Below are 23,102 nucleotides of genomic sequence, written 5' to 3'. Positions count from 1 at the left end.
AGGCAATCCTGAAACTTCTGGCTCTGGATAATGTACCCGTTCATCAATGTTCATAGGAGGCAATGGCATTCTAAAAGTTCTCTTAATTAATTTATCCTGATTTTTTTAAACTGTATTATAGAAAAATTTTCCATTTTAAATGCGATCAGTTTCAGTTTCAGTTTCAGTTGGTCAGGCGGGAGTGACGGCTTTTGTTAAATATACCTGATTGCAATTTATTGTTAGACGGTTAGGCAGAACGTATTGGGCCAGGGGCAAAATGACATAAAATGAATTTGCTGAGAGGATGCTCCCAGCAAGTTAAGCGGATCTATTCGGGATACAGCTCACCGAGCTGCTGATCTTTTTTCCGACCAGACTTTGTACCTTTGAGCTTTTTGCACACTGCCAGCAATGCTGTCAACTGCTCTTCTTGAGCAGCTGTGGCAGCCCCTCCTGCCTGAGTTTGATAAAGACTGGCGGTCAGTTGGTTGCAGATATCGCTCAGTTCCTCTGAGCCAAGCTGGTTGAGACAGTCGGTCAATGAAGTCCGGTTCTCGTTGTTAAGGTTGTTGTTAAGATATATACGACACCAGTTTTTCAGTTCACTCAGCGTCAACCGAACATCGTTCTGCAGGCAGGCAGCTTCCAGTTGCCGGAATGCTTCTGCTTCAGATGCGTGTTTCCCGGATTGATGACGACCACCCATGTTAATGATGGGTTGATCTGACTTTGTTGCGGCACTGGATTTGAACCGCCAGAGCCCCAGGGTCACCAGCCATAACAGTGCAAAAAAAGCGGTTAACCACTGCCAGAAGACAGGTGTCTGCCAGATGCTGGCAGGCTCCAGCGGTGTCGTATCGCTGACTCTCGCAGGATCCGGACATTCAGCAGGCTTGTCTGTTGGCAATGTGGTCGGGGAGGCCACGGTTAAGGCATTCGCGTTTGGATTGGCGGATACCTTTATCTCTGTTGCAGGCAGTCTGGAGGTTTTAGTCTCGCCACTTGCTGTATCAAACCAGGTGTATTCAATCGCGGGTAACGTGATTTTTCCGGGGCGGGTTGGAATCATGGCTATGGAATCTGTGCGCTGCCCTTGAACGCCATTGGCCGTTTCCCGGTCTGCTGTCCCGGATTTATCCGGGTAGCTGTTCACTCCCTTTGGTTGAGTCATCAGAATAGGTGGCAGTTGTGCGGCACTGAGACCGTCGGCATTGACGGTGATGGTTCGGGTAATGGCATCCCCCACCTGCAAACTGTCCGGTGGCTGACTCCATTGCTCCTGAATCGTTATCTTTCGCGCGGGTAACCAGGTGTCACTGGCAGGGTAGTTTTCAGGTCTGGGTTTTACCTCAATTTGTATCTCCCTGGAGCGGGCAAGTACGGGTTTGCCACCACTGGAAAAGAAACTGCCAAATGGATCCCGGGGCTCGGCCGCCACCCCGGTAAAGGTCAGTGATGGTATGATTATTTCGCCCACCGATTGGGGATGAATCGAGTACTTCAACTCAAATCCCCGGTAGCGGATACCCTCAATAATGGTATCCAGTTTCCGTGTTTCCCCCAGCTGCTGAATCAACGCATCACTGATATCCAGGGCACTCAGCCGGTTATCATCATACAGCTGGACTCTGGAGAGAATGGTCAGGGTGAAGATCAGCTCCTGCTGGACATAAATACTGTTACTGCTGACCTCGGCGTTCATCAGGATTGGGCCGGTATCCGTTGTTGCGTCATCGGGTCGGTTATCGCGGACGGTGATGGTAACCGCTTCAGATTGCCGGTCACCCAGTTGGATCGGTGGAATCACCAGTGTTCCCTGCTGTTTCGGAGCCAGGGTAACCACCCAGTCGCGGGTAAACTCCCTTTTGCCGTTAATGATACTGGTCTTGTTCTGTTGCCGGGTGCCCAGTATGTCAAAACTCCACTCCAGGGGTTTCAGGTCTGGAGCGTCACTGGAACTTTCATCCGTGCGCAGGGTGAGTTCCAGGGTTTCATGGCTGGCCAGTGATGTTCTGTTAACACTGGCGGTAAATGCGGCATTGGCTATCATGGAAACCGAAAGACTGATCAATGCGGTCAACATCAAATAAAATGACTTTCGGTTTACCATGATGCCTCCTCCGTTCTGTTTTGCTGTTGTTGAGATAGTTGTTGAGACTTTTGCTGATGCAGAAACTTTCTGCGTAATAAACCACCCGGGTCATCCGGAATGGTTCTCAACCAGCTTTCAATAGCCTGCTGTTCGGCAGAAAGTGGCTGCTCATCTTCCCCTTCATCCGAAGCACTGGCCGTTGTTTCCGGAGCTTTATCATCAACTTTATTTTTTTCGGCCTGAGCAGACTGTTGCGATGGACTGGTGCTGTCCTTATCTTCAGACGGTTCAGATTGGGCTTGTTGTTGATCTTGCTGCTGGTTCTGATCAACGGGTGGGTTGTTCTGTGGGCGCTGTTGCGCTGAAGATTCCTGCGCGCTGGTGTTTTCACCGGTCTGGTCATTTTCAGGAGCAGCGTCATCCCGGTTGTTGTTTCTGGATTGGTTATTATCGCTCCGGGACTGCTGCTGGCTATTTTCACCCTGGCCACTTTCTTGTCGGGTGCTATTTTGCTGACTGTCGTTTCCCTGATTTTGCTGCGATTGATCGGACTGCTGCTGCAATAACTGTTCAACCAGATGACGGTTGAACCTGGCATCCTCCATATCGGGTTGTTGGGATATTGCCTGGTCATAAGCGTCAATGGCTTCCTGAAGTTTGCCTGCCCTGGCCAGTGCATTGCCCCGGTTGTAAGCCGATATGGGCTCAATCGTCTGATCATCAGGAGAGTTCAGGGTTGTTGCAGATTCCTCAAACTGCTGATTCCGGAATAAAGCTTCCGCTTTCCAGGCCGGATCATTGAACAGGCTGGCTGCCAGCTCCGGATTCCCCTCCTGAAGCGCTTTTTGCCCCTGCTGATCCCGTGTCTGCCAAAGGTCATTCCAGCTCAATGCCATGGCATCCCGGGGGACCGGCAGCAGGGAGATCATGAGCAGTACTAACCAACCCTGGCGAAAGCCCAGCAGGGCAGCAGGTAATAGCAGCCATACCAGCCAGTAACCGGCGTCATACCACTGATCAAACTCACGCTCAGTTGATATCTGTTCACCGAATAGTGGATTGATGTTGCCTGTTGGCAGGAGGGCTTGCAGGTCGGTAGCTGCAACGGTCATGGTCTGGTATCCACCGCCATTGGCCCGAGTCAGTGACTGCAGACGGGACTGTTCCAGTTGAGGGACGACAATGGCTCCCTGTTGATTTTTCAGATAACCGCCATCAGGCAAGGGAATCGGTGCTCCCTGTTCCGTTCCGGTACCAAGAATGGATAAACGGATACCGCTGTTCTGCAGCAGACTGGAAATCTCCTCCGCCTGTGCTGCGGTCATGGAGCCGGTAACCAGCAAAATATCGCCGGACTCACTGCTGCCCTGAGTCAGGAGCTGTTTTGCCAGGCGCACTGCTGCTACAGGGTCGTTACCCTGTACGGGCATAATGTCAGGGCCAAGGGCTTTGGTCAGGTTGTTTAATGTACGACTATCGTCTGTCAGTGGCGCTACGGTATGGGCAGAGCCAGCGTAGGCGACCAGGGCAGAGAGCCCTTCACTGCGCTGGTTGAACAAATCCTGCAGCTTGAAACGCACCCGGGTCAGGCGGTTGGGGGAAAGATCCGCCGCGTACATGTGATAGGAGAGATCAACGGCAACCACCCAGGGCTGTTGATGTTTACTGACGGGTACCGGCTCCTTCTGCCAGGCAGGCCCGGCAAGGGCCAGAGAGGCGATTACCCAGCCAGTCCATACCAGCATCAGCGGCCAGCGAGCCGGTTTCTGCTGCTCTCCTTCCAATAACCAGGGCAGGAGAGCAGGGGCAATGACTTTAGACCAGCTGCCCCGATCCCGATGTTGTCGCCAGAGCAGGAATACCAGGGTGATGCAGGGCAGTAGCATCAGCAGCCAGAGTGGTCTGAGAAAATGGAATTGATCCATAAACAAAGAGAAAAATTCAATCATGGTGAGCCTTCCCTTTGTCAGCTTTCCAGTGGTTAAGAGCGCTGGGGAAATTGATACTTATCATTGCCGGGATCAGGCTTAGCAGTAGCGCCAGCCCCAGTGGCCAGAAAAACAGGTTCTTGCTGGGGCGAAACACCTCTTCTTCCTGAACGACAGGTTCAAGCTGATCCAGCAGCGCATAAATCTTATTCAGTTCATCAATGTTGCGGGCCCGGAAATACTGACCGCCTGTCAGTTCTGCCATTTCCTGTAAGGTTTGCTCGTCCAGGTCCGCCGATGGATTAACCCGGCGGGAGCCAAAGAAACTGCGCTCCACCATCTCTTCAGCCCCGAGGCCAATGGCGTAGATTTTGATGCCTTCTTCCCGGGCAATCTGGGCAGCCTGCAGTGGCGAGATCTCTCCGGCAGTATTGGCACCATCGGTCAGCAAGATAAGCACCCGACTGTCTTCAGGGCGCTTACGAAGATGTTTAACGGTAAGACCCAGGGCATCTCCGATCGCTGTCTTGTTGCCCGCCATCCCGATAGCCGACTCATTCATCAGTGTTCTGACCGTTTCCCGGTCAAAGGTCAGCGGAGTTTGCAGATAGGCCTGGGTACCAAACAGGATAAGTCCAAGCCGGTCGCCACGACGTCGCTGGATAAAGTCATTCATCACCGCTTTGGTGGCGCTCAGCCGATCAACCTGACGGCCATTGAGCACCATATCTTTGATCTCCATGCTGCCTGAGAGATCAACGGCCATCATCAGGTCACGACCACTGTCTTGTATCTCAACGGGGTCTCCCAGCCAGACCGGTTTGCTGGCAGCAACAAGCAGCAGTAGCCAAATCACACCGGGTAGAATGATTCGTTTGCCAGAAGGCGTTTCCTGTTCTGCCCGTTGCTCCCCCACTATGGACGACAGCTTGCCATAAAAAGGGGTATACAGCGCGGCATCATTATTGCTGCTGGCTGGTTTGACCCATCGATAAACCAGCAGAGGTAAGGGCAGGGCAATCAGTATCCAGGGCCATTCAAGCTCAAGCATGGTGTTTCTTTATCCATTGCCGGGTGAGTTTATACACGTTTGCTGGCATCTCGTCAGGAGTGCCGTGGGTTGGCGTTAGCGCTATCTGCGGGTTATAGCGGTGGTTATTGAAGGCGCTGTGGTTGAGGAAGTCGGGCATGTCGCCGGTATCCGCCAGAAACTGGCACCAGGAAGCCCCGCTCAGCCCGGCAACCTTGTTTGCAGGAAACGCGTGCAGGGCTACCCGTTTTAACAGTTCATTGGATTCATTGGCCAGTCTGTGCAGCGACTGATGAACCTGATAGTCAGCGTGAATTTTCCTGGCTTGCAGCAGTGCCTCTGAGCGATAACGGTTTTTCTGCCAGCGACGCCAGCCATAGACGGTGACCAGAACCATCAGGGCAATACCAATCAACGCCAGAAGCCACCAGCCAATGGCGGGTGGCCATAATCCAACAGGGTCCGGGAGATGGTTCGGCCGGAGTTGGTCCAGAGGATTTTGCAGGTCCATAACTAAGTCCCCTGAGGTGCCGTAAGCTCAAAACAGGCGTTAACCACCAAATATCTCTTCACTGAGCCAGCTCCCTGTTGTTCGTCCTGACACCATACAGCCCCAACAACTGCTGCGCGGAGGGTGTGGCGCAATTAATCTCCAGCAGCGGGATACGATACCGTGCCAGCATCTGCTTCAGCTGTTCATGGTGCACCAGATACTGCTGATGGAACTGCTGGCGCAGCTGAGGGTGGCCGGTGTTCACTGACAGGTTGTGCATGCCATCGGTTATCCGGTATTGATCCGGAGCTGGCAGATGCTGTTCCAGAGGGTCGTTCACTTTAATCGCCATCAGTTCATTGTGCCGGGCCAGCTGAGCCAGATGCTGTTCGGACTCTTTATTAACATGACTGAAATCGCTGATCAGAAATATCTGGGTGCCGGGGTGTGCCACTCGCCGGGTGTGCCTGAGGGTTCTGGCCAGCCCATGTTCTGCATCCATACTGGCTATGGAGGCAAGGCGGAGTTTTCGGTTCATCCGTTCCATCTGATTAAGCCAGTGCATCAGCGTTTTTCTGGAACGCTTTGGTCGTGTTTCATTCAGCTCATGTTCATTGAAAATAACACCGCCAATCCGGTCACCATGGTTAAGGGTGGCCCAGGCAATCAGGGCGGAGATTTCCGCCGCAGTGACGGATTTGAAGTTCAATTGACTGCCAAAGAACATGGCATGGCTCTGGTCGAGCAAAATCATCACCGGCCGCTCCCGCTCTTCCTGAAATACTTTGGTGTGCGGCTTCATTCTCCGGGCCGTGACCCGCCAGTCGATGGAACGGATATCATCCCCGAACTGATAGGCCCTGACTTCTTCAAAGTCGATACCACGGCCCTTGAACGGGGAGCGGGAGTTACCCAGCATCTGCCGCTGGCTGCGTCCCTGGCGAAACAAAGGCAGGTCCCTGGCCGACAACCGCAGATTAACCAGGCTCTGTAATGTACAGTAGGCTCCACTCATGGCTTGTCTCTGATAGCCCTTTATATGCATGTGTGAATCAGTTCAGGCGATGGGAACGATGTCTAATAGCTGGTTGATGATCTGGTCTGCATCCTTACCCTCGGCTTCTGCTTCAAAGGTCAGCAGCAGGCGATGGCGCAGCACGTCGTGGGCGATCGACTGGACATCATCAGGGGTGACATAATCACGGCCATCCAGCCAGGCATAAGCGCGGGCGCAGCGATCAAGAGCAATGGTACCCCTGGGGCTGGCACCGTAATCCAGCCATCCTGAGAGTTGATCGCTGTAACGTTCCGGGTGGCGGCTGGCATTAATTAACTGGACAATGTATTCCTCAACCGATGGTTCCATGTGCACGGTCAGCACTGCCTGGCGGGCCTGCAGAATTTCTTCCTGGGTAAGCGGGGATTGGGGGCGCTCAACCGGTGTCTGCATGGCTTCTCCCCTGGCCAGTTTCAGAATCGCCCGCTCTGCTGCCACATCGGGATAGCCCACCCGGACATGCATGATAAAGCGATCCAGCTGGGCTTCCGGCAATGGGTAAGTGCCTTCCTGCTCAATGGGGTTCTGGGTGGCCATCACCATAAAGACCTCAGGCAATGGGTAGGTTTTCTGGCCAACACTGACCTGCCGCTCGGCCATGGCTTCCAATAATGAAGACTGAACTTTGGCCGGTGCGCGGTTGATCTCGTCCGCCAGAATCAGGTTGTGAAAAATCGGGCCGGGCTGAAACCGGAAGCTGCCATCTTCCGGCAGATAGATGTCGGTGCCGGTGACATCGGCAGGCAGCAGGTCAGGGGTAAACTGGATTCTGTGAAAGTCGGCATCCAGGCCATCGGACAGTGCTTTAACCGCCCTGGTCTTGGCCAGGCCGGGCGCACCTTCAACCAGCAGGTGTCCGTCAGCCAGCAGGGTGATTAACAGGCGGTTAACCAGATGCTCCTGGCCAATGATGGTGCTGGAAAGGTAGTTTTTCAGCTGACTGAATTGGGTAAAACAGTGGCTTGATGACATTTTTTCAACCTGGCAATCTGTCTGCGTCTTTAAAAAGAGTGCATGGCACCACTTTTCAGTCTGGAAATTCTACAAGTCATTTGCGCTATTGATAAGCCCCACCCCTTTGTCTTGTCGAATGCTTTACGGTTAACTAACTAAAGACCTTATTTTCGACAGTGCCCTTCAATATAGGTTTGCCAGGGCCGATGGTCTAGTACATGGATTTTAAAACAGATATCTATTCAAAATGGAGAGGCCAGGGATGGGGCAGTTAAATAGTCAGGAGCGTGAAGAAACTCTGGATAAACTGATCAGTGATCTGGCTGCCCATATTCCGGTAGAGCAGCTGGATAGCTTTCATGAGTTTGTCTACCGGTATTACTCACTGGATACCCATGAGGATCTGGTATCCGGCAACTGGCAGGAACTGCTGGGCGCTACTCATTCATTCTGGAAGTTTATTCAATACCATAATCCGGGCCAGCCGCGCATTGAGGTGATCAATCCGGAATATAACATGCACGGCTGGCACTCAACCCATACCGTCATCCGAATCCTCCATCGGGATATGCCTTTTGTGGTGGACTCGCTCAGGATGAAGCTGAACGATTATGGCTCGACCATTCATTTATTGCGCAATGGCGTCTTCTATTCCCGGCGTGCCGCAGACATGACCCTGCAGTTTGGGGATGAACGGGGTGAGGGTGAATTTGTTTGCCAGGAGGCCTTTGTTTATCTCGAAATCGACCGTTGTGAAGACCAGAGTCAACTGGACCAGCTGGAAAGCCAATTAAATGCGGTGCTGAGAGATGTCAGTCGTGTTGTCGATGACTTCGGTGAAATGACCGGACGGGTGAAAAGGCTGGCGGCTATGGCCGGAGAGCCGGGGGCTATGCCGGGAGGCTTGCTGAAAAAAGACGATGAGGTTCAGGCCTTTCTGGAATGGCTGCTGGATGATAATTTCACCTTCCTGGGTTACGAAGAACTGATTGTCACAGAACATGAAGGCAGTCGTCGTCTGAGAAGACCGTCGGAGTCACTGTTTGGGTTGTTGAAACCTGTCAATGAAGGTCAGCCCGGTCAGCTGTCACTGGAACCCTTTATTGAACATGATCTGTTTGAGCTGACCGAACGGCTCTCGTTCTCCAAAGCTTCTGTCCGTTCCAGTGTTCACCGGCCAGCCTATCCTGACTTTATTACTGTGCGACGCTTTGATGAGCAGGGGCGCATTGTGGGTGAGGCGCGTATTGTTGGTCTCTACACCTCTCCGGTGTATCGCAAGACGCCCTACGCCATTCCCTATATCCGTAATAAGGTGTCGGCAATCCTGCAACGCTCTGGTCTGGACCCCAAAAGCCATCATGGCAAAGACCTGGTGCAGATACTGGAGATTTTCCCCAGGGATGAACTGTTTCAGACCAGTCAGGACGAACTTTTTCAGACCGCCATGTCAATCCTGCGAATGCAGGAGCGGAAACAGATAAAAGTCTTTATCCGCCAGGATCCCTACGGGCCATTCTGTTCAGCGCTGGTCTATGTGCCAAGGGATATCTACAGTACCCGCTTCCGTCGGCGGGTGGAAAACATTCTCTGTCACCGGCTGGAGGCAGAAGACAGCGAGTTTACCACCTATTTTTCCGAGTCGATCCTGGCCAGGGTTCATTTTGTGTTCAAGTTGAAAGGGCGGATTGATTACAATCTGGATGTGATTACCCGGGAGATTATGCTTGCGGGATCATCCTGGAATGATGACCTCAGGACAGAGGTGCTGGAAACCTTTGGGGAGGTGCGAGGGAATAAACTGCTGGCAAGGTTCTCCGATGGGTTCAGTGCCGCCTATCAGGAAGCGTTCAAGCCTCAGTCTGCGGTGACGGATATTCGCCATTTCGAAAAAATGGACAATGACCGGCCGCTGGCCATGGGATTTTACCAGTCACTGGACGATGCCGCCGGGCTGGTTCACCTGAAACTGTACCATTTTATCGAGCCCCTGCCGTTAGCTGACCAGATTCCAATTATTGAAAACCTGGGGCTGAGAGTGCTCGGTGAGTATCCCTATCTGATTAACACCGCTTCCGGTGAGACCATCTGGATTCATGACTTTCAATTAAGTTTCGATTCACGAATTACCATTGATCTGCAAAAAGTGGGTCCTACCTTCCGGGAAGCGTTTGAAAAAATCTGGTTCGGGGAGGCGGAAAATGACCGGTTCAACCGGCTGGTATTATCTGCTGGCCTGAGTTGGCGGCAGGTTGCCATGCTGCGGGCTTATGCCCGTTATATGAAGCAGATTCGTGTCGGTTTCAGTCAGACTTATATTGCCGAAACGTTGTGCAATAACATTGAGATTGCCCGGTTGTTGGTGGCGTTGTTTGAGGTTCGCTTCAACCCCATGCTGAAGCTGTCCATAACCCAGCGGCTTGCTCGCCAGCAGCATATTCAGCAGCAAATTCTCCATGGGCTTGATCAGGTGGAAGTGTTGAGTGAAGACAAGCTTATCCGGTGTTATCAGGATGTGATCAAGGCAACACAGCGAACCAACTTTTATCAGCAGGATGACGAAGGCAGTGCCAAGTGGTATATCTCCCTGAAAATGGCGGCAAGGGAGATACCGGACATTCCCAAACCGGTGCCACTGTATGAAATTTTTGTCTACTCGCCCATTGTCGAAGGTGTTCACCTGAGAGGGGGCAAAGTGGCCCGAGGCGGTTTGCGCTGGTCTGACCGGGTGGAAGATTTCAGAACGGAAATTCTTGGACTGGTCAAGGCCCAGCAGGTGAAAAATGCGCTTATTGTCCCCGTTGGTGCCAAAGGCGGTTTTGTGCCCAAACAGTTACCGGTTGATGGCAGCCGGGAAGCGATAATGGCAGAGGGGATTCGCTGTTATAAAACCTTTATCAGAGGACTGTTGGATATCACCGATAACCTGGTGGAAGGTGACGTGGTTCATCCGGATGGCGTGGTGATGTATGACGACAGTGACAGTTATCTGGTGGTGGCCGCGGATAAAGGCACGGCAACGTTTTCCGATATCGCCAACGGCATTGCACAGGATTACAACTTCTGGCTGGGGGATGCCTTTGCTTCCGGGGGCAGTGTGGGTTATGACCACAAGAAGATGGGGATTACCGCCAGAGGTGCCTGGGTTTCGGTGCAGAGACACTTCCGGGAAAAAGGGATACATGTCCAGCAGGATGTGATCTCTACCATTGGTATTGGCGATATGGGCGGAGATGTTTTTGGCAATGGTATGTTGTGCTCCGAAACCATTGCTTTAATTGGTGCATTCAATCATCTGCATATTTTTGTTGATCCCAATCCGGATGTTTATCAGAGTTTTGCCGAGCGCCGTCGTCTGTTTGATTTGCCTCGTTCCAGCTGGGCAGACTACGACACCAGTCTTATTTCTAAGGGCGGGGGCGTTTTTTCCCGCCAGGCAAAGTCAATCGCCATCAGTCCTGAAATGAAGGAACGCTTTGGTATTACCGCCAGTCATCTGCCACCCAATGAGTTGATTCGCTGTATGTTACGGGCCCCGGTTGATCTGTTATGGAATGGCGGTATCGGTACCTACATCAAGTCAATGAACGAAACCCACAGCGACGTGGGGGATAAGGCCAATGATCCACTGAGAATTAATGGTTGTGAAGTTCAGGCCAGTGTGGTCGGGGAAGGGGGGAATCTTGGGCTGAGTCAACTGGGGCGTATGGAATATGCGCTGCAGGGCGGTGGCTTGAATACCGACTTTATCGATAATTCCGGTGGCGTTGACTGTTCTGATCACGAGGTCAATATCAAGATTCTGCTGAATGATATGGTCGCCAATGGCGATATGACCATTAAACAGCGAAACCAGCTGCTGGAAAGCATGACCGATGAAGTGGCCGCCCTGGTATTGACCAATAACTACCGTCAGACCCAGGCGATTTCTGTGGTTGAATCGGACGTTGCCTCAAGAATGGGCGAGTATCGTCGTTTTATGCAGCACCTTGAGGAGCAGGGTAAGCTGGACAGAACCATTGAGTTTTTGCCAGATAATGAAGCGATGGCCGAACGGGCCGCTAATGGGCAGGGGTTAACCCGGCCGGAATTGTCCCTGTTGATTTCATACAGTAAAGCTGACCTGAAAGAAGCGTTACTGAACTCGACAGTGATTGATGATCGATATCTTACCCGGGAATTATACAGTGCCTTTCCCCGGATTCTGGTGGACCGCTTTCCGGAGGAGATCAGAAAACATCGTCTGCGCAAGGAGATTATCTCTACCCAGATTGCCAATCATCTGATTGATATGATGGGGATTACCTTTGTTTATCGGCTGCAAATGACCACGGGTGCGTCATCGGCCGAGATCGCCCGTGCCTTCAGTGCCAGTCGTGATGTGTTTAATGTTTCCCGTTACTGGATGATGATTGAGCAATTGGATCATAAGGTTTCCAGTGCATTGCAGTACCGGATGATGGGCGCATTGATCAAGCTGGCGAGGCGGACTACCCGCTGGTTTATCCGCCTGAAGCGTCAGGACCTGATACCGGCCGAGTGTGTTGAACATTATGGGCCCAGGGTGGAGAAATTCCTCTCCTGTTTTACCGAATCCCTCGGTGAAGAAGAAAAGGCAGAGTTGGACAAGGCCGTTGACAGTATGGTTGCACAAGGCGTTCCACAGGCGCTGGCTCTGGTGGTTGCCGGGCAGCGTTATCTGTTGAGTGTGTTGCCCGTGATCAGGGTAGCCGACGAAACCGGGGTTCCCCTGGAGGTGGCCATCAGGACTTTCTTTACCATAGGTTCTCGCCTGGAGCTGAACTGGTATGGTAATGCCCTGTCGCAACTGGAAGTGACTAATCACTGGCAGTCTCTGGCACGGGACAGCGCCAGGGACGAGTTGAGCTGGCAACAGCGTAAATTATCCGAAGGGCTCATCACCATGGCGCAGGATGGCGTACCCATTGAGCAAACCATCGATAAATGGATTATGGATAACCATGCCCTGGTAGCCCGCTGGCAGAGCATGCTGGCCGAAATACGCAGTGCGCCACAGGCCGACCTGGCCATGTTTGCCGTTGCCAATCGTGAGTTAATGGATCTGGCTCAGGTTAGTTTGCATGGATAGTAACTGAGACAGCCTGATAAATTACTGCTCAGTTACATTAAACGCTGGTTCCAGAACTAATGGAGCAACATCCAGTTTATTCCAGAACCAGCTTGTACTGTTTGGAATCAGTTTTGAGCGGGCAGCATATCGGGCGTGATAATTCGCAAAAAAATACTGGAGAAACTCAGGAAGAATATAAACACTGTAGGGCTTTGATGGGCATTTTCTGGGCTCATAGCCAAAGGCGTGCCCTTTGATGGCGTTGGTTATCAGTATCATATCATCCGGTTGAAAATGTATCTGGTGGCTTTCTGTTTCTGATCTGGTTGTTACCCGGAAGGGGCGGTTCACTTTTCTGGGAAACAGCGTTGCCAGGGCGCGCAGGTTGTGGACTTCATCAGCAAATAGCTGATGCATATCAATAAGGTGCTGGTTTTGATGATGTTCAGCGATGTGAATAACAAAATTTGTCGCTGTATTGCTGATGTTCAATGAATTATCAATCCAGGATAATAAATTGAAAATAATGTTGATGGCTTCCTCTGGTGACACCTCTTCAAGGTCCAGAGTCAGGGAGGGGGCAAATACGGGTAGCACGGCTGCATTATTTTTTCTTAATAGCTCGACTGTTCTTGTTGCCACAGTTTCTCTGGTGGACTGGTGGTTGCCAGAGTGAATGCTCGGCATCAGGGGCTCGTCATATAAATAACAGAGCACTTTGTAAAACTGTTCTAATGTTTGAATATTGGTGTACGGGTGATCTTTTACAAATGAGCTGTTGCCATGAATGAAATGATTGGCTTTTAAATCGTATTTTCCGGTATGCACTTCAAGCTGGTCGTAAAGCCGCTTTATCGGGTAATAATGTTGATTAACCTGCTGCTGAATGTTTCTGTTAACGGGGTATTGTGGAGAGACATTGGAAAACAGTATTTGAAAATATATCTGGGTTAGCAGATTGCTGATCAGATCGGCAGCTTTCTCGCCATATACGAAGTCCGAGGTTTGCTGGTTTGTTAATAACACAGAAGTATCGGGCAGCTGTTGCAGCCTTTCAAACGCCTGCTGAAAGAGTGCTGCCTGCTTGCTTCCATAGCTATGGTGATGCATATCCCTTGCAGCTACAGGATTGTTTTCCAGCAGAAACCAGTTTTGTGCACTCAACAGTCTTCTGTGGGTATGAACGTTGTGCTCTTGTCCTTCAAGAGCGATGATCTGATTGGCGATATCTGCATTAGCGATGAAATAAATTCTTTTGCCTTTGAAGGATAACTCGTAATAACCGTGTTTAGTGGTTTTGGCATAATCGTTAAGTGCCTTGATATCCCGGTAAGAGATGATATACAAATTGTTGATTCGAGATGCTGCCTGAAATGCCTGTAGCAGACTGCTTTTAAACACCCATGACAGCATCGGTGATTGTTCATGAAGCCTCTCAATTGAAAACAGCGTCTCGGTTAATATGGGGACTGCACGCTTGGCGACAGAATATCTCAGGCTATTGTTTTGCGGATGCTCAATGTCACAGTAGGCCATTTTTGTGGCTAAAACGGCAATGGCAATGGCGAGCCCGACAATCAACTTAATATAACGAGGGCCTGTATGCTTTTGCTTATGGCTGCCTGTGTGTTTTCTATTAAATAACATGGTTAATGGTCACTTTTACCGGAGATCTGGTCAACCACAGATTGATTTAAATGTTATGAATTTTATTTTTTAAAATTGATATTTCGAAATTGTATATTGTCAGGGATTTGCTGCTGTCAGGTACTCATAAAACATCGTCAATAAACACTTAGTCTGCTTTTTGAGTCATATAGTTCCGCATGTTGCTGAAATTGGTTTCAGTCAACCATTCAAAAGTGGTTTTTAGTCTGGAAAGCAGCGGCTTGATGCACCAGAGGTGATATTCCAATTCAGAGTGATTTTGCTGGCAGTTACCAGCCGTCCGGACACAGGGTTTACCCGGTCAGACGGCCCGGCAGGCAGGCTTCAGGGCGTTTCCTGAAGGTATTGGCTTGGGTCAATGTAGAGACCAAGGGAGCGCTTATCAATGCGCTTTTCCTTGTTTTCAGTCTTGCCGACTTCCTGATATCTGAAGACCACCGTATCACCAACATTGACATCCAGTTGCTTGTCGGCCGCCAGGTATTTGTAATCCTCACCAGCAACCGTCAGGGTATGGATATAGTAATCCGGCATCCCCAGCCAGTCGCTGTGAGGGCCATCGGTGCTGATAGCTTCAAGCAGACCACGACCTTCCAGTTTTGGCTGGCGTTTTTGAAAACTTCTTTGCATGGGGCTGTTATCTCTAGAGACTTTTGAATAGCGGTTAGTTGAAAGGACCGGGTCGGGAGCGACGTTTGTTTCTCTGGCGCCAGTGGATGACAACATTCCAGCGCCAGGCCGCCCGAATCAGCAGGTAACTGATAAAGCCGAGCACAACGCCTGATACCAGCGATCCCAGATAAAGAGGCTTCCACACACGGGCAAGTCCGGCACCCAGACCTTGTACGGTGAGTTCAAAGGAAGCTTCACTTACCGGTGTCTGAAGGATAAAACAGCCAATTTTGTATGTAAAATAGAATATGGCAGGCATGGTCAATGGGTTGGTTATCCAGACCAGTGCCACAGAAAGAGGCAGATTGCATCGGAAAACAATGGCCAGACATGCCGCCAGAATCATTTGGAAAGGCATGGGAATAAACGCAACAAATATGCCGACAAAAAATGCGGCAGCAGCGGAGCGGCGATTCAGTTGCCACAGGTTTGCATCATATAATGCAGAACCCAGAAACCGCAGGTGGCGATGTTCCTTGATGGTTTTTGGTTCCGGCAAATACCTTTTAATCAGTTTTTTCGCCATATCCTTTCACTATCTTACCGCTATCATGACATCAACTCATTATGCTCTGAGCTATGACTTTAGTTCATGGTTTGCAGAGGTTGCCAGTTTTCCAGTATGGAAGTCTTGCCAGTTGCCTTCAATCGATTCGGGATTGGCTTTTCCAGACTGAAATTCATCTATGCTTGCTGATTTTCATCGGCCATAGCATGCCACTTTTCAAATAAAGAATGGTTGATTATGCCACAGCACAATTGCGGTCATTCAAGGCAGGGCAGAACAGTGCCTTGAATGAGGTAAAGCCTTGGATTATGCACTGAAATGGTAGGCAAGACTACGTGGATAACACGCACACGACCATAAAACCGGCAAGGGGATTACTTATCTTCGTACTTGCCAGTGGTTTTGTTTCATTGACATTTGGCATGTCAGTACTGCTGTCGATCAGCCTGCCGCTGTTCATTCTGTTTCTGTGGGGATTATCGACAGCCGGAGCTTCCCGGGTCCGCTGGTGGCTGCTGCCTCTGCTGGCGGGTATTCTTGTCAGCTCATGGTATGCATCGCATTACGTTGTCACTCGCCTTGATGGCTATATACATGGGCGGGATATCAAAATCGAAGGAAAGATTGCCAGTCTGCCGGTGATAGACGGCATGGCAGCGCGCTTTGATTTCGCAGTCAGTCATGCAGGGGTTGGTCTGTACGCCAAAAAGGTCAGGCTCAGCTGGTATGAACCGCCGGATTTGCAGGCTGGAGAGACCTGGCAGTTAACGGTCAGGTTGCGACAGCCCCATGGTTTTTCAAGCCCGGGTGCGTTCGATTATGAAGCCTGGGCGCTGCGTCAGGGGATACAGGCCACGGGGTATGTGAAGTCCGGATCACTGCTCGACAATAGTGTTACCGGGATATATCGCCTTCATCAGGTAAGGGCGCTTTTAAGAGAGTGGTTGTACTCCACGGTATCGGATAACAACAGAGGAATCTTCTCGGCACTGCTGCTGGGTGATAAAACCGCAATCAACACTCAGCAATGGCAGATGTTGAATGAGACGGGAACCACTCATTTGATGGTGATTTCCGGCCTGCATATCGGTCTTATGGCCTGGTTGGGCTTTTCCCTTGCCACCATTGTTGGGCGCTTGGGGGGGATTCCACTTCGGAGCGTACCCTTACCCGTGGTCAAGGCGCTGACAGGTATGCTGTTTGCGTTGTTTTATGCCCTGTTGGCCGGTTTTAGTGTGCCGGTGCAACGGGCCCTGGTTATGACATTTGCTGCATTACTGGCACCCTTGCTGGGTATCAGAGCCTCTCCCGCAACACTTTGGTTGTTGGCTTTGGCGGCAGTGCTTGCCATTGACCCCCTGGCCATAACCAGCAATGGATTCTGGTACTCGTTTATTGCCGCAGGCGCACTGCTGTTCGGTATGGTTGGCCGAAAAGAGAGGGCTGGCTGGCCGGTAACCCTGTTTAAGCCGCAATGGCTGGTGTTTGCAATGTTGATGCCTTTGCTGCTGTTTAATGGTCAGCCGGTATCACCACTGTCTCCCCTGGTGAATCTTCTGGCCATTCCATTAATTGGCATTGCCGTCGTTCCCTTGCTGCTGTTCAGCGCCATTGTGCAGTTTGTGTTGCCTGAAGCTGCCGGTTTCATTATGGCCGGGCTGGATTATCTGGTGACAGGGTTTCAATGGGGGCTGCAGTGGGTGTCCGGTTTGATGGTGCTTATTCCACCACAGCAGGCCCTGACCTGGCTTAACCTGTTGTTCGCTGTGGCCGGTATGTTGTTGCTGATCGCTCCAGCAACTCTGCGTTTGCGCTGGCTTGCCCCGGTGATGCTGATGCCTTCGTTGTTCCCGAAAACACCTGAGGTACTGGCAGGTCAGGCTGAGGTCACTGTTTTGGATGTAGGGCAAGGGTTGTCTGTGTTTATCAGAACACGTCAGCACCTTCTGGTATACGACACTGGTGACCGGTTCTCGGAAAAATTGTCAGCGGCAGAAAGCGTGATTCTTCCGGCGCTGTCCAAATCCGGCGTGACCCAAATTGATCGCATTATCATTTCTCATGGTGATCAGGATCATTCAGGTGGTTTGCCATCACTGTTGTCCAGATACCCGAATGTACCGGTTATCAGTGGTACCAGGCTGCCCGGTTTTGAGCAAGAGTGGGTGAAATGCCAATCCGGAGATCATTGGGAGTGGGATGGGGTTTATTTTCAGGTGCTGGCCGGTGGTGAATATCGGCGCAGCAATGATGCATCCTGTGTCCTGAAAGTGACAGCAGGGTCAGACAGTCTTTTACTGCCCGGAGACATTAGTGGACGGGTTGAGAAACGGTTAATTGAGCAGGGCGCTGAGCTCGAATCCAGTGTGCTGGTGGCCGCTCACCATGGTAGCCGGTTTTCCAGTAGTTCTGACTTTCTCTCTGCGGTTCAGCCCGGGGCGGTTATTTTTTCCTCCGGCTTTGCCAATCGCTTCGGTCATCCGGCCGCTGAAACATTAGCCCGTGCGCAAAGCTCGGGGGCGAAAATTTTTAATACCGCTGCGGACGGCTCACTTTCCTTTACGCTCGGTAGCGGTGATATGACCGTTTCAGCCTACCGCAAAACACACACCCGCTATTGGTGGCGCTGACGCTCTGCCAAAGCGATCAGTTACTGCTTAAATGGCGCTAATCTCTGTGATACAGTCATACTGGCCGGGAACTGATATGCCTGACATTAACCGGGCCAGATATCATGAATTTGTCATTATAAGGGAAGATTATTGTGTTCGAACTGGTGAAATCCGGTGGTTGGCTGATGGTGCCTATCCTGTTGTCTTCAGTCATTGCCATGGCAATCATCTTCGAGCGGCTCTGGACGTTGAGACCCTCACGCATTGCACCGAAAAATACCCTGTCTCAAGTATGGAGGTGGATCAAAAGTAATGGATTGGACAATCGCAAGCTTGACCAGCTGAAAGCCGGGTCGCCCCTGGGAGAGATTCTGGCCGCTGGTCTGACCAATGCCCGCAGCGGCCGGGAAATCATGAAGGAAAGTATTGAAGAGCAGGCGGGCAAGGTGATCCATGACCTTGAACGTTATCTCAATACCCTGGGGACCATTGCCGCGATTACTCCGCTGCTGGGTTTGCTGGGAACCGTGATCGGTATGATTGATGTCTTTACTGTGCTGATGGTTGAAGGCACCGGTAATGCCGGTGTTCTTGCTGGCGGGATTTCCAAGGCTCTCATTACCACAGCAGCCGGTCTTACCGTAGCTATCCCGGCCCTGATTTTCCATCGCTATTTTACCCGGCGCATTGATGAGCTGGTGGTTGCCATGGAGCAGGATGCCATCAAGCTGGTGGAAGTGCTGCAGGGTGATCGCAAGGGCTCTTCATCCGCTCCGGGCAGTGAGGCCAGGAAAAAATGAACTTCCGACGACAGATAAATCAGGAAGAGGTGTCGATCAACCTGACGCCCCTGATTGATGTGGTATTCCTGCTGCTGATTTTCTTTATGGTCTCAACCACCTTCACCAAGGAGACGCATCTGGTCATTGACTTGCCGGAATCCTCCGGCGAGGTGTTGCAGCAGCAGCCAAAGCAGATTGAGATCATCATCAGCAAGTCCGGAGATTTTGCCGTTGATGGTCAGGGACTGGTCAATGGTCAGCTGGATACACTCAAGCGGGCACTGGGTAAAGTAAGCCAGGGAGACAGCAAGATACCCCTGATTATTACCGCTGACGCCAATACGCCTTATCAGGCGGTTGTTACGGCAATGGATGCTGCCGGGCAGCTGGGTTTTACCAACCTGAGCATGACCACCCGAAAAGATACCGAGTCTGATCAGTGAAGCTCTGGCCCCGTTTCAGCCAGTCGGTCACAGACTCCTGGTATGCTCCTGCCGGTGGCTGGACCCGCTGTCTCAAGCCACTTAGCTGGTTATTTTCCTTTCTGGCTGCGAGAAGAAAGCAACGTTTACTGCAGGCAGCGCGATGGTCTTCGCCTGTGCCGGTCATTGTGGTGGGTAATATTTCGGTAGGGGGAACCGGTAAAACCCCTTTGGTTGCCGCCCTTGTACGGGAGTTTCAGCGAAGGGGCTACCGGCCTGGGATTATCAGTCGTGGATTTGGTGCGAAAACCGGAGGTATGCCTCTGTCGGTGCGGCCGGATTCAGACCCGGCAAAGGCAGGGGATGAGCCGGTGATGCTCGCCCGACAGCTGCATGTCCCTTTGATTGTTGACGTTGATCGTGTAAAGGCGGCCCGCTATCTCTGTGATCAGACAGACTGCAATCTGATCATCGCAGATGATGGATTGCAGCACTATAATCTGCAACGGCATATTGAAGTATTGGTTCTGGATGGTGACCGGTTGCTTGGCAACCAGCTGTGTCTGCCCGCAGGCCCGCTTCGGGAACCACCGGAAAGAATGAGCCAGGTGGATATGATTCTGGTCAACACCAACCATGCTTCTCTGTCAGCGAAGGCTGAGGAAGTAGAAAGTTCGCTTGGGCTGACCACGCTGGAGCGGGAAAAACTGTATTGTTTTTCCCTTGAACCTTCGGCGCTGGTCAGCATGACGGGGATTTCGCAACCAATTCCCGATAAAACCAGGGTTCATGGTGTTGCAGGAATTGGTAATCCGGAGCGTTTTTTTAATACACTGCGCGCTTTGGGATACGATGTTATTGGGCATCCTTATCCGGATCACCACGTATTTGCACCGGAAGATATCTGTTTTAACGACGATCTTCCGGTAATTATGACGGCTAAGGATGCCGTTAAATGCAGTGGTTTTGCCGATCACCGACACTGGTATCTGCCGGTGACGACCCGTGTATCGGACTCATGTATTGAGCAGCTGGTAGCAATGATTGAAGCTCGTAAGCCGGTATTTGCTGGCTGATGGCAGAGGAACAATGATGGATAAAACGCTGTTTGAAATTCTGGCCTGCCCACTGTGTAAAGGGGAAGTGCGGCCAAATAAAGAGCGTCAGGAACTGGTTTGCAGACCCTGCGGTCTTGCTTATCCGGTTCGTGACGGTATTCCTGTCATGCTCGAAGGTGAGGCGCGCACATTGACCGTTGATGAACGTTTGGATGAGGCGTCCTGATGGCACAAGGCTTTTTATCGGTTGAGGGCTTTCCCTCCACTGAAGGCTCTCATACAGCTGAAGGCTCTGACTTCACCGTTGTAATACCTGCCCGATTTGCTTCCAGTCGTTTGCCGGGCAAGCCTCTGGCTGATATTGCGGGCAAGCCTATGGTGCAGCATGTTTATGAGCGGGCACTGGTCAGTGCCGCCCGGAAGGTCATCATTGCTACGGATGATGAGCGTATCCTGAAGGTGGCTGACGGTTTTGGCGCAGAGGTATGCATGACGCTGCCGGGGCATCCTTCTGGCACTGACCGGTTGCAGGAAGTGGCCAGAATCTATGGTCTGAAGGATGATGAAATCATTGTCAATGTGCAGGGTGATGAACCTCTTATCCCCCCCTCTGTGATCAATCAGGTGGCCAGAAATCTGCAGCTGTCGTCTGAGGCAGGGGCTGCTACGTTATCCAGCCCGTTGACCCGGGTGGAGCAGATTTTCGATCCCGGTATTGTCAAAGTGGTTGCTGATGTCCGGGGGTATGCGCTTTATTTCAGCCGTGCGCCCATTCCCTGGGCGCGGGACGATTTTGCCACGGAGGAAAAGAGAGTGTCGGCAGATGCCTGCTTTCAGCGTCACATTGGGATCTATGCCTATCGGGTTGGACTCCTGAATCATTATGTGACCTGGGGTGTCAGCCCGATTGAGAGTATGGAGTCTCTTGAGCAGCTTCGACTGATGTGGCATGGCTATCGTATTCATGTGGCTGAAGCGGTGGCAACGCCGCCCCATGGTGTCGATACGGAACAGGATCTGCAGGCAGTTCGTGCATTGCTTGAAAGAGAGCAGGAACTGGACAGTTCTGAGCCCAATGAAACCATGGTCAGAGCATAAACAGAATGACAAAAGTACTGTTCGTCTGCCTGGGAAATATCTGTCGGTCACCCACTGCCCATGGTGTGTTTGCCCATCAAGTGGCGGAAGCAGGGTTGTCAGACTGTATCAGAGTTGATTCAGCGGGCACCAGTGGCTGGCATGATGGCGGGTTACCAGACAGCCGTTCCATGCAGCAGGCTGCGGATCACGGTTATGACCTTTCATTTATTCGCTCCCGCAAGGTTACCTCTGCTGATTTTGTTGAGCAGGATTATATTCTGGCTATGGACAGAGAGAACCTGAAGAACCTGCAAAAGATCTGCCCGCAGGAACATGCCTGTAAATTGAAGCTTTTTCTTGATTTTGCTGACCTGCCAGTCTCTGAAGTTCCGGACCCTTACTACGGTGGTAACGAAGGGTTTGAGCGGGTACTTAATCTGGTTGAGCTGGGTGGGGTTGCGTTGCTGGATCATTTGCAGAAAACCCATAAATAGTATCTCCGTTTTGTCTCCAATTTCTATTGAATCAACTATTAATGAACTTCCCGGTTAAGATTTTCGACAACTATTCCCTGGTGGAGAGAAATACCCTGGGGTTGCCGTCTACTGCCAGATACTACGCTGAGGCAAATACGGTTGCTGAATTGCAGTCGGCACTGGCTTTTGCCAGGCAAAAGCAGTTGCCCGTTATTCCCCTGGGCGGTGGCAGTAATGTGGTGCTTGGTGATTTTCTTGATGCCCTGGTTGTGCACGTTAATCTCAAGGGAAAAACGGTGTTGAGTCGTGATCAGGATTGTGTTCGGGTCAGGGCCGAGGCGGGAGAGAACTGGCATGAGTTTGTTTTATGGTCTCTGGATAATCAGGCCTATGGACTGGAAAACCTCTCCTTGATACCGGGTAACGTTGGCGCTGCACCTATCCAGAATATTGGTGCCTATGGTGTTGAGTTAACGGATTCTTTCGTGTCGCTGGAGGCGATGAACCTGGAATCCGGGCAGGTTGAGTATTTTGACCGGCAAAGTTGCCGCTTTGGTTATCGCGATTCGGTATTCAAAAGGGAAAAGCGTGATCAGTACATTATTGTCGCTGTGACCCTGGATCTTGATGCAACATTAAAACCCAACCTGGGCTATGGCCAGTTAGGTGATCTGCTTGCCAGACGTCTGGGCGATCAGGCTCCTTCCGCATTGGATATCAGTCGGGCTGTTTGTGATATTCGCCGGGAAAAGTTGCCGGACCCATCTGAGGTGGGTAATGCTGGCAGCTTTTTCAAAAACCCGGAGGTATCAAAGTCAGAGATGGATCGCCTGAAGCAGGAATATCCGAATATCGTCGCTTATCCCCTTGGGCAGAACTGGAAACTGGCCGCTGGTTGGCTGATTGATCAGGCCGGGCTGAAAGGAGAGCGAGAGGGTTGTGTGGGGACTTACCAGAAACAGGCTCTTGTTCTGGTAAATCACGGTGGAGCCACTGGTCGGGATGTGCTGTCTTTCTCCAGGCAGGTTCAGCAGAAAGTAAATGAAAAGTTTGGTGTTCAGCTGGAAAGAGAGCCGCGCCTTTATATGGAAGATGATAAAGCAACCCTGTGAATCTGAGGATGCAAATTCCGGTTCCGGGAGGTGTTTACTGGCTGTAATCAGTCAGAAGTCCCATGAGTTGTCCGGGACTCCTGA

18 protein-coding genes are annotated in these 23,102 nt (G+C 51.4%); 9 read left to right on the top strand and 9 right to left on the bottom strand.

All coding sequences use genetic code 11. The annotated features are described in order from the left end of the window. Positions 1-310: 310 nt before the first annotated feature. From ACO6V1_RS02525 to ACO6V1_RS02500, 6 genes are read right to left on the bottom strand one after another with little or no spacing between them, the layout of a single operon-like run. A complete protein-coding gene (locus ACO6V1_RS02525; RefSeq protein ID WP_422465668.1) occupies positions 311-2,092 on the bottom strand; it encodes a BatD family protein in 1,782 nt (593 codons plus the stop codon). Further along, a complete protein-coding gene (locus ACO6V1_RS02520) occupies positions 2,086-4,023 on the bottom strand; it encodes a VWA domain-containing protein (RefSeq protein WP_422465666.1) in 1,938 nt (645 codons plus the stop codon). The genes ACO6V1_RS02525 and ACO6V1_RS02520 overlap by 7 nt, the downstream gene beginning before the upstream one ends. Continuing rightward, complete coding sequence (locus ACO6V1_RS02515; protein WP_422465664.1) at positions 4,016-5,053, bottom strand: vWA domain-containing protein; 1,038 nt, start codon at positions 5,051-5,053, stop codon at positions 4,016-4,018. The genes ACO6V1_RS02520 and ACO6V1_RS02515 overlap by 8 nt, the downstream gene beginning before the upstream one ends. Continuing rightward, complete coding sequence (locus tag ACO6V1_RS02510; RefSeq protein ID WP_422465662.1) at positions 5,046-5,543, bottom strand: DUF4381 domain-containing protein; 498 nt, start codon at positions 5,541-5,543, stop codon at positions 5,046-5,048. The genes ACO6V1_RS02515 and ACO6V1_RS02510 overlap by 8 nt, the downstream gene beginning before the upstream one ends. 58 nt (positions 5,544-5,601) lie before the next feature. Next, complete coding sequence (locus tag ACO6V1_RS02505) at positions 5,602-6,540, bottom strand: DUF58 domain-containing protein (RefSeq protein WP_422465660.1); 939 nt, start codon at positions 6,538-6,540, stop codon at positions 5,602-5,604. Positions 6,541-6,582: 42 nt separating this feature from the next. Continuing rightward, entirely contained in the window at positions 6,583-7,554 is a 972-nt protein-coding gene (locus ACO6V1_RS02500; protein WP_422465658.1) for an AAA family ATPase, read from the bottom strand. 244 nt (positions 7,555-7,798) lie between these two features. Between ACO6V1_RS02500 and ACO6V1_RS02495 the strand changes: the two genes are divergently transcribed. Next, entirely contained in the window at positions 7,799-12,646 is a 4,848-nt protein-coding gene (locus ACO6V1_RS02495) for an NAD-glutamate dehydrogenase (protein WP_422465656.1), read from the top strand. A 21-nt stretch (positions 12,647-12,667) separates the two neighbouring features. Here the strand turns inward: ACO6V1_RS02495 and ACO6V1_RS02490 are convergent, their stop codons facing one another. From ACO6V1_RS02490 to ACO6V1_RS02480, 3 genes are all read right to left on the bottom strand, one after another. After that, complete coding sequence (locus ACO6V1_RS02490) at positions 12,668-14,275, bottom strand: hypothetical protein (RefSeq protein ID WP_422448825.1); 1,608 nt, start codon at positions 14,273-14,275, stop codon at positions 12,668-12,670. A 345-nt stretch (positions 14,276-14,620) separates the two neighbouring features. Then, entirely contained in the window at positions 14,621-14,926 is a 306-nt protein-coding gene (locus ACO6V1_RS02485; RefSeq protein WP_422448823.1) for a hypothetical protein, read from the bottom strand. Between the two features lie 34 nt (positions 14,927-14,960). Further along, positions 14,961-15,494: a DUF2062 domain-containing protein gene (locus tag ACO6V1_RS02480; protein ID WP_209276541.1), complete on the bottom strand. Its 534-nt coding sequence runs from the start codon at positions 15,492-15,494 to the stop codon at positions 14,961-14,963. A gap of 317 nt (positions 15,495-15,811) precedes the next feature. Here ACO6V1_RS02480 and ACO6V1_RS02475 point away from each other — a divergent pair, with 317 nt between their 5' ends. From ACO6V1_RS02475 to murB, 8 genes are all read left to right on the top strand, one after another. Beyond that, positions 15,812-18,106 (top strand): DNA internalization-related competence protein ComEC/Rec2, encoded by a 2,295-nt coding sequence (locus tag ACO6V1_RS02475; protein WP_422465654.1) that lies wholly within the window; start codon positions 15,812-15,814, stop codon positions 18,104-18,106. Positions 18,107-18,240: 134 nt separating this feature from the next. Beyond that, positions 18,241-18,888 carry a MotA/TolQ/ExbB proton channel family protein gene (locus ACO6V1_RS02470; RefSeq protein WP_422448819.1) on the top strand — a complete coding sequence of 216 codons (648 nt, stop codon included), beginning with the start codon at positions 18,241-18,243 and terminating at the stop codon, positions 18,886-18,888. Continuing rightward, entirely contained in the window at positions 18,885-19,313 is a 429-nt protein-coding gene (locus tag ACO6V1_RS02465) for an ExbD/TolR family protein (RefSeq protein WP_422448817.1), read from the top strand. Before ACO6V1_RS02470 ends, ACO6V1_RS02465 begins: the two co-directional genes overlap by 4 nt. Next, the gene (gene lpxK, locus ACO6V1_RS02460; protein WP_422465652.1) at positions 19,310-20,368 is read left to right on the top strand and encodes a tetraacyldisaccharide 4'-kinase; all 1,059 of its coding nucleotides are present in this window, start codon (positions 19,310-19,312) and stop codon (positions 20,366-20,368) included. The genes ACO6V1_RS02465 and lpxK overlap by 4 nt, the downstream gene beginning before the upstream one ends. A gap of 16 nt (positions 20,369-20,384) precedes the next feature. Further along, positions 20,385-20,576 carry a Trm112 family protein gene (locus ACO6V1_RS02455; RefSeq protein WP_066015636.1) on the top strand — a complete coding sequence of 64 codons (192 nt, stop codon included), beginning with the start codon at positions 20,385-20,387 and terminating at the stop codon, positions 20,574-20,576. After that, positions 20,576-21,448, top strand: coding sequence for a 3-deoxy-manno-octulosonate cytidylyltransferase (gene kdsB, locus ACO6V1_RS02450; protein ID WP_422465651.1), 873 nt, complete (start codon positions 20,576-20,578; stop codon positions 21,446-21,448). Before ACO6V1_RS02455 ends, kdsB begins: the two co-directional genes overlap by 1 nt. A gap of 5 nt (positions 21,449-21,453) precedes the next feature. Then, the gene (locus ACO6V1_RS02445) at positions 21,454-21,924 is read left to right on the top strand and encodes a low molecular weight protein-tyrosine-phosphatase (protein ID WP_422448811.1); all 471 of its coding nucleotides are present in this window, start codon (positions 21,454-21,456) and stop codon (positions 21,922-21,924) included. 41 nt (positions 21,925-21,965) lie between these two features. Continuing rightward, a complete protein-coding gene (gene murB, locus ACO6V1_RS02440) occupies positions 21,966-23,018 on the top strand; it encodes a UDP-N-acetylmuramate dehydrogenase (RefSeq protein WP_422465649.1) in 1,053 nt (350 codons plus the stop codon). Positions 23,019-23,102: the final 84 nt, after the last annotated feature.

The organism is Endozoicomonas sp. ALC013 (assembly GCF_049310205.1).
In the GTDB taxonomy this organism is placed as follows: Bacteria; Pseudomonadota; Gammaproteobacteria; order Pseudomonadales; family Endozoicomonadaceae; genus Endozoicomonas.
Note: the sequence above shows the minus strand (reverse complement) of the source record. Positions and strands in the feature narration are given on the sequence as shown.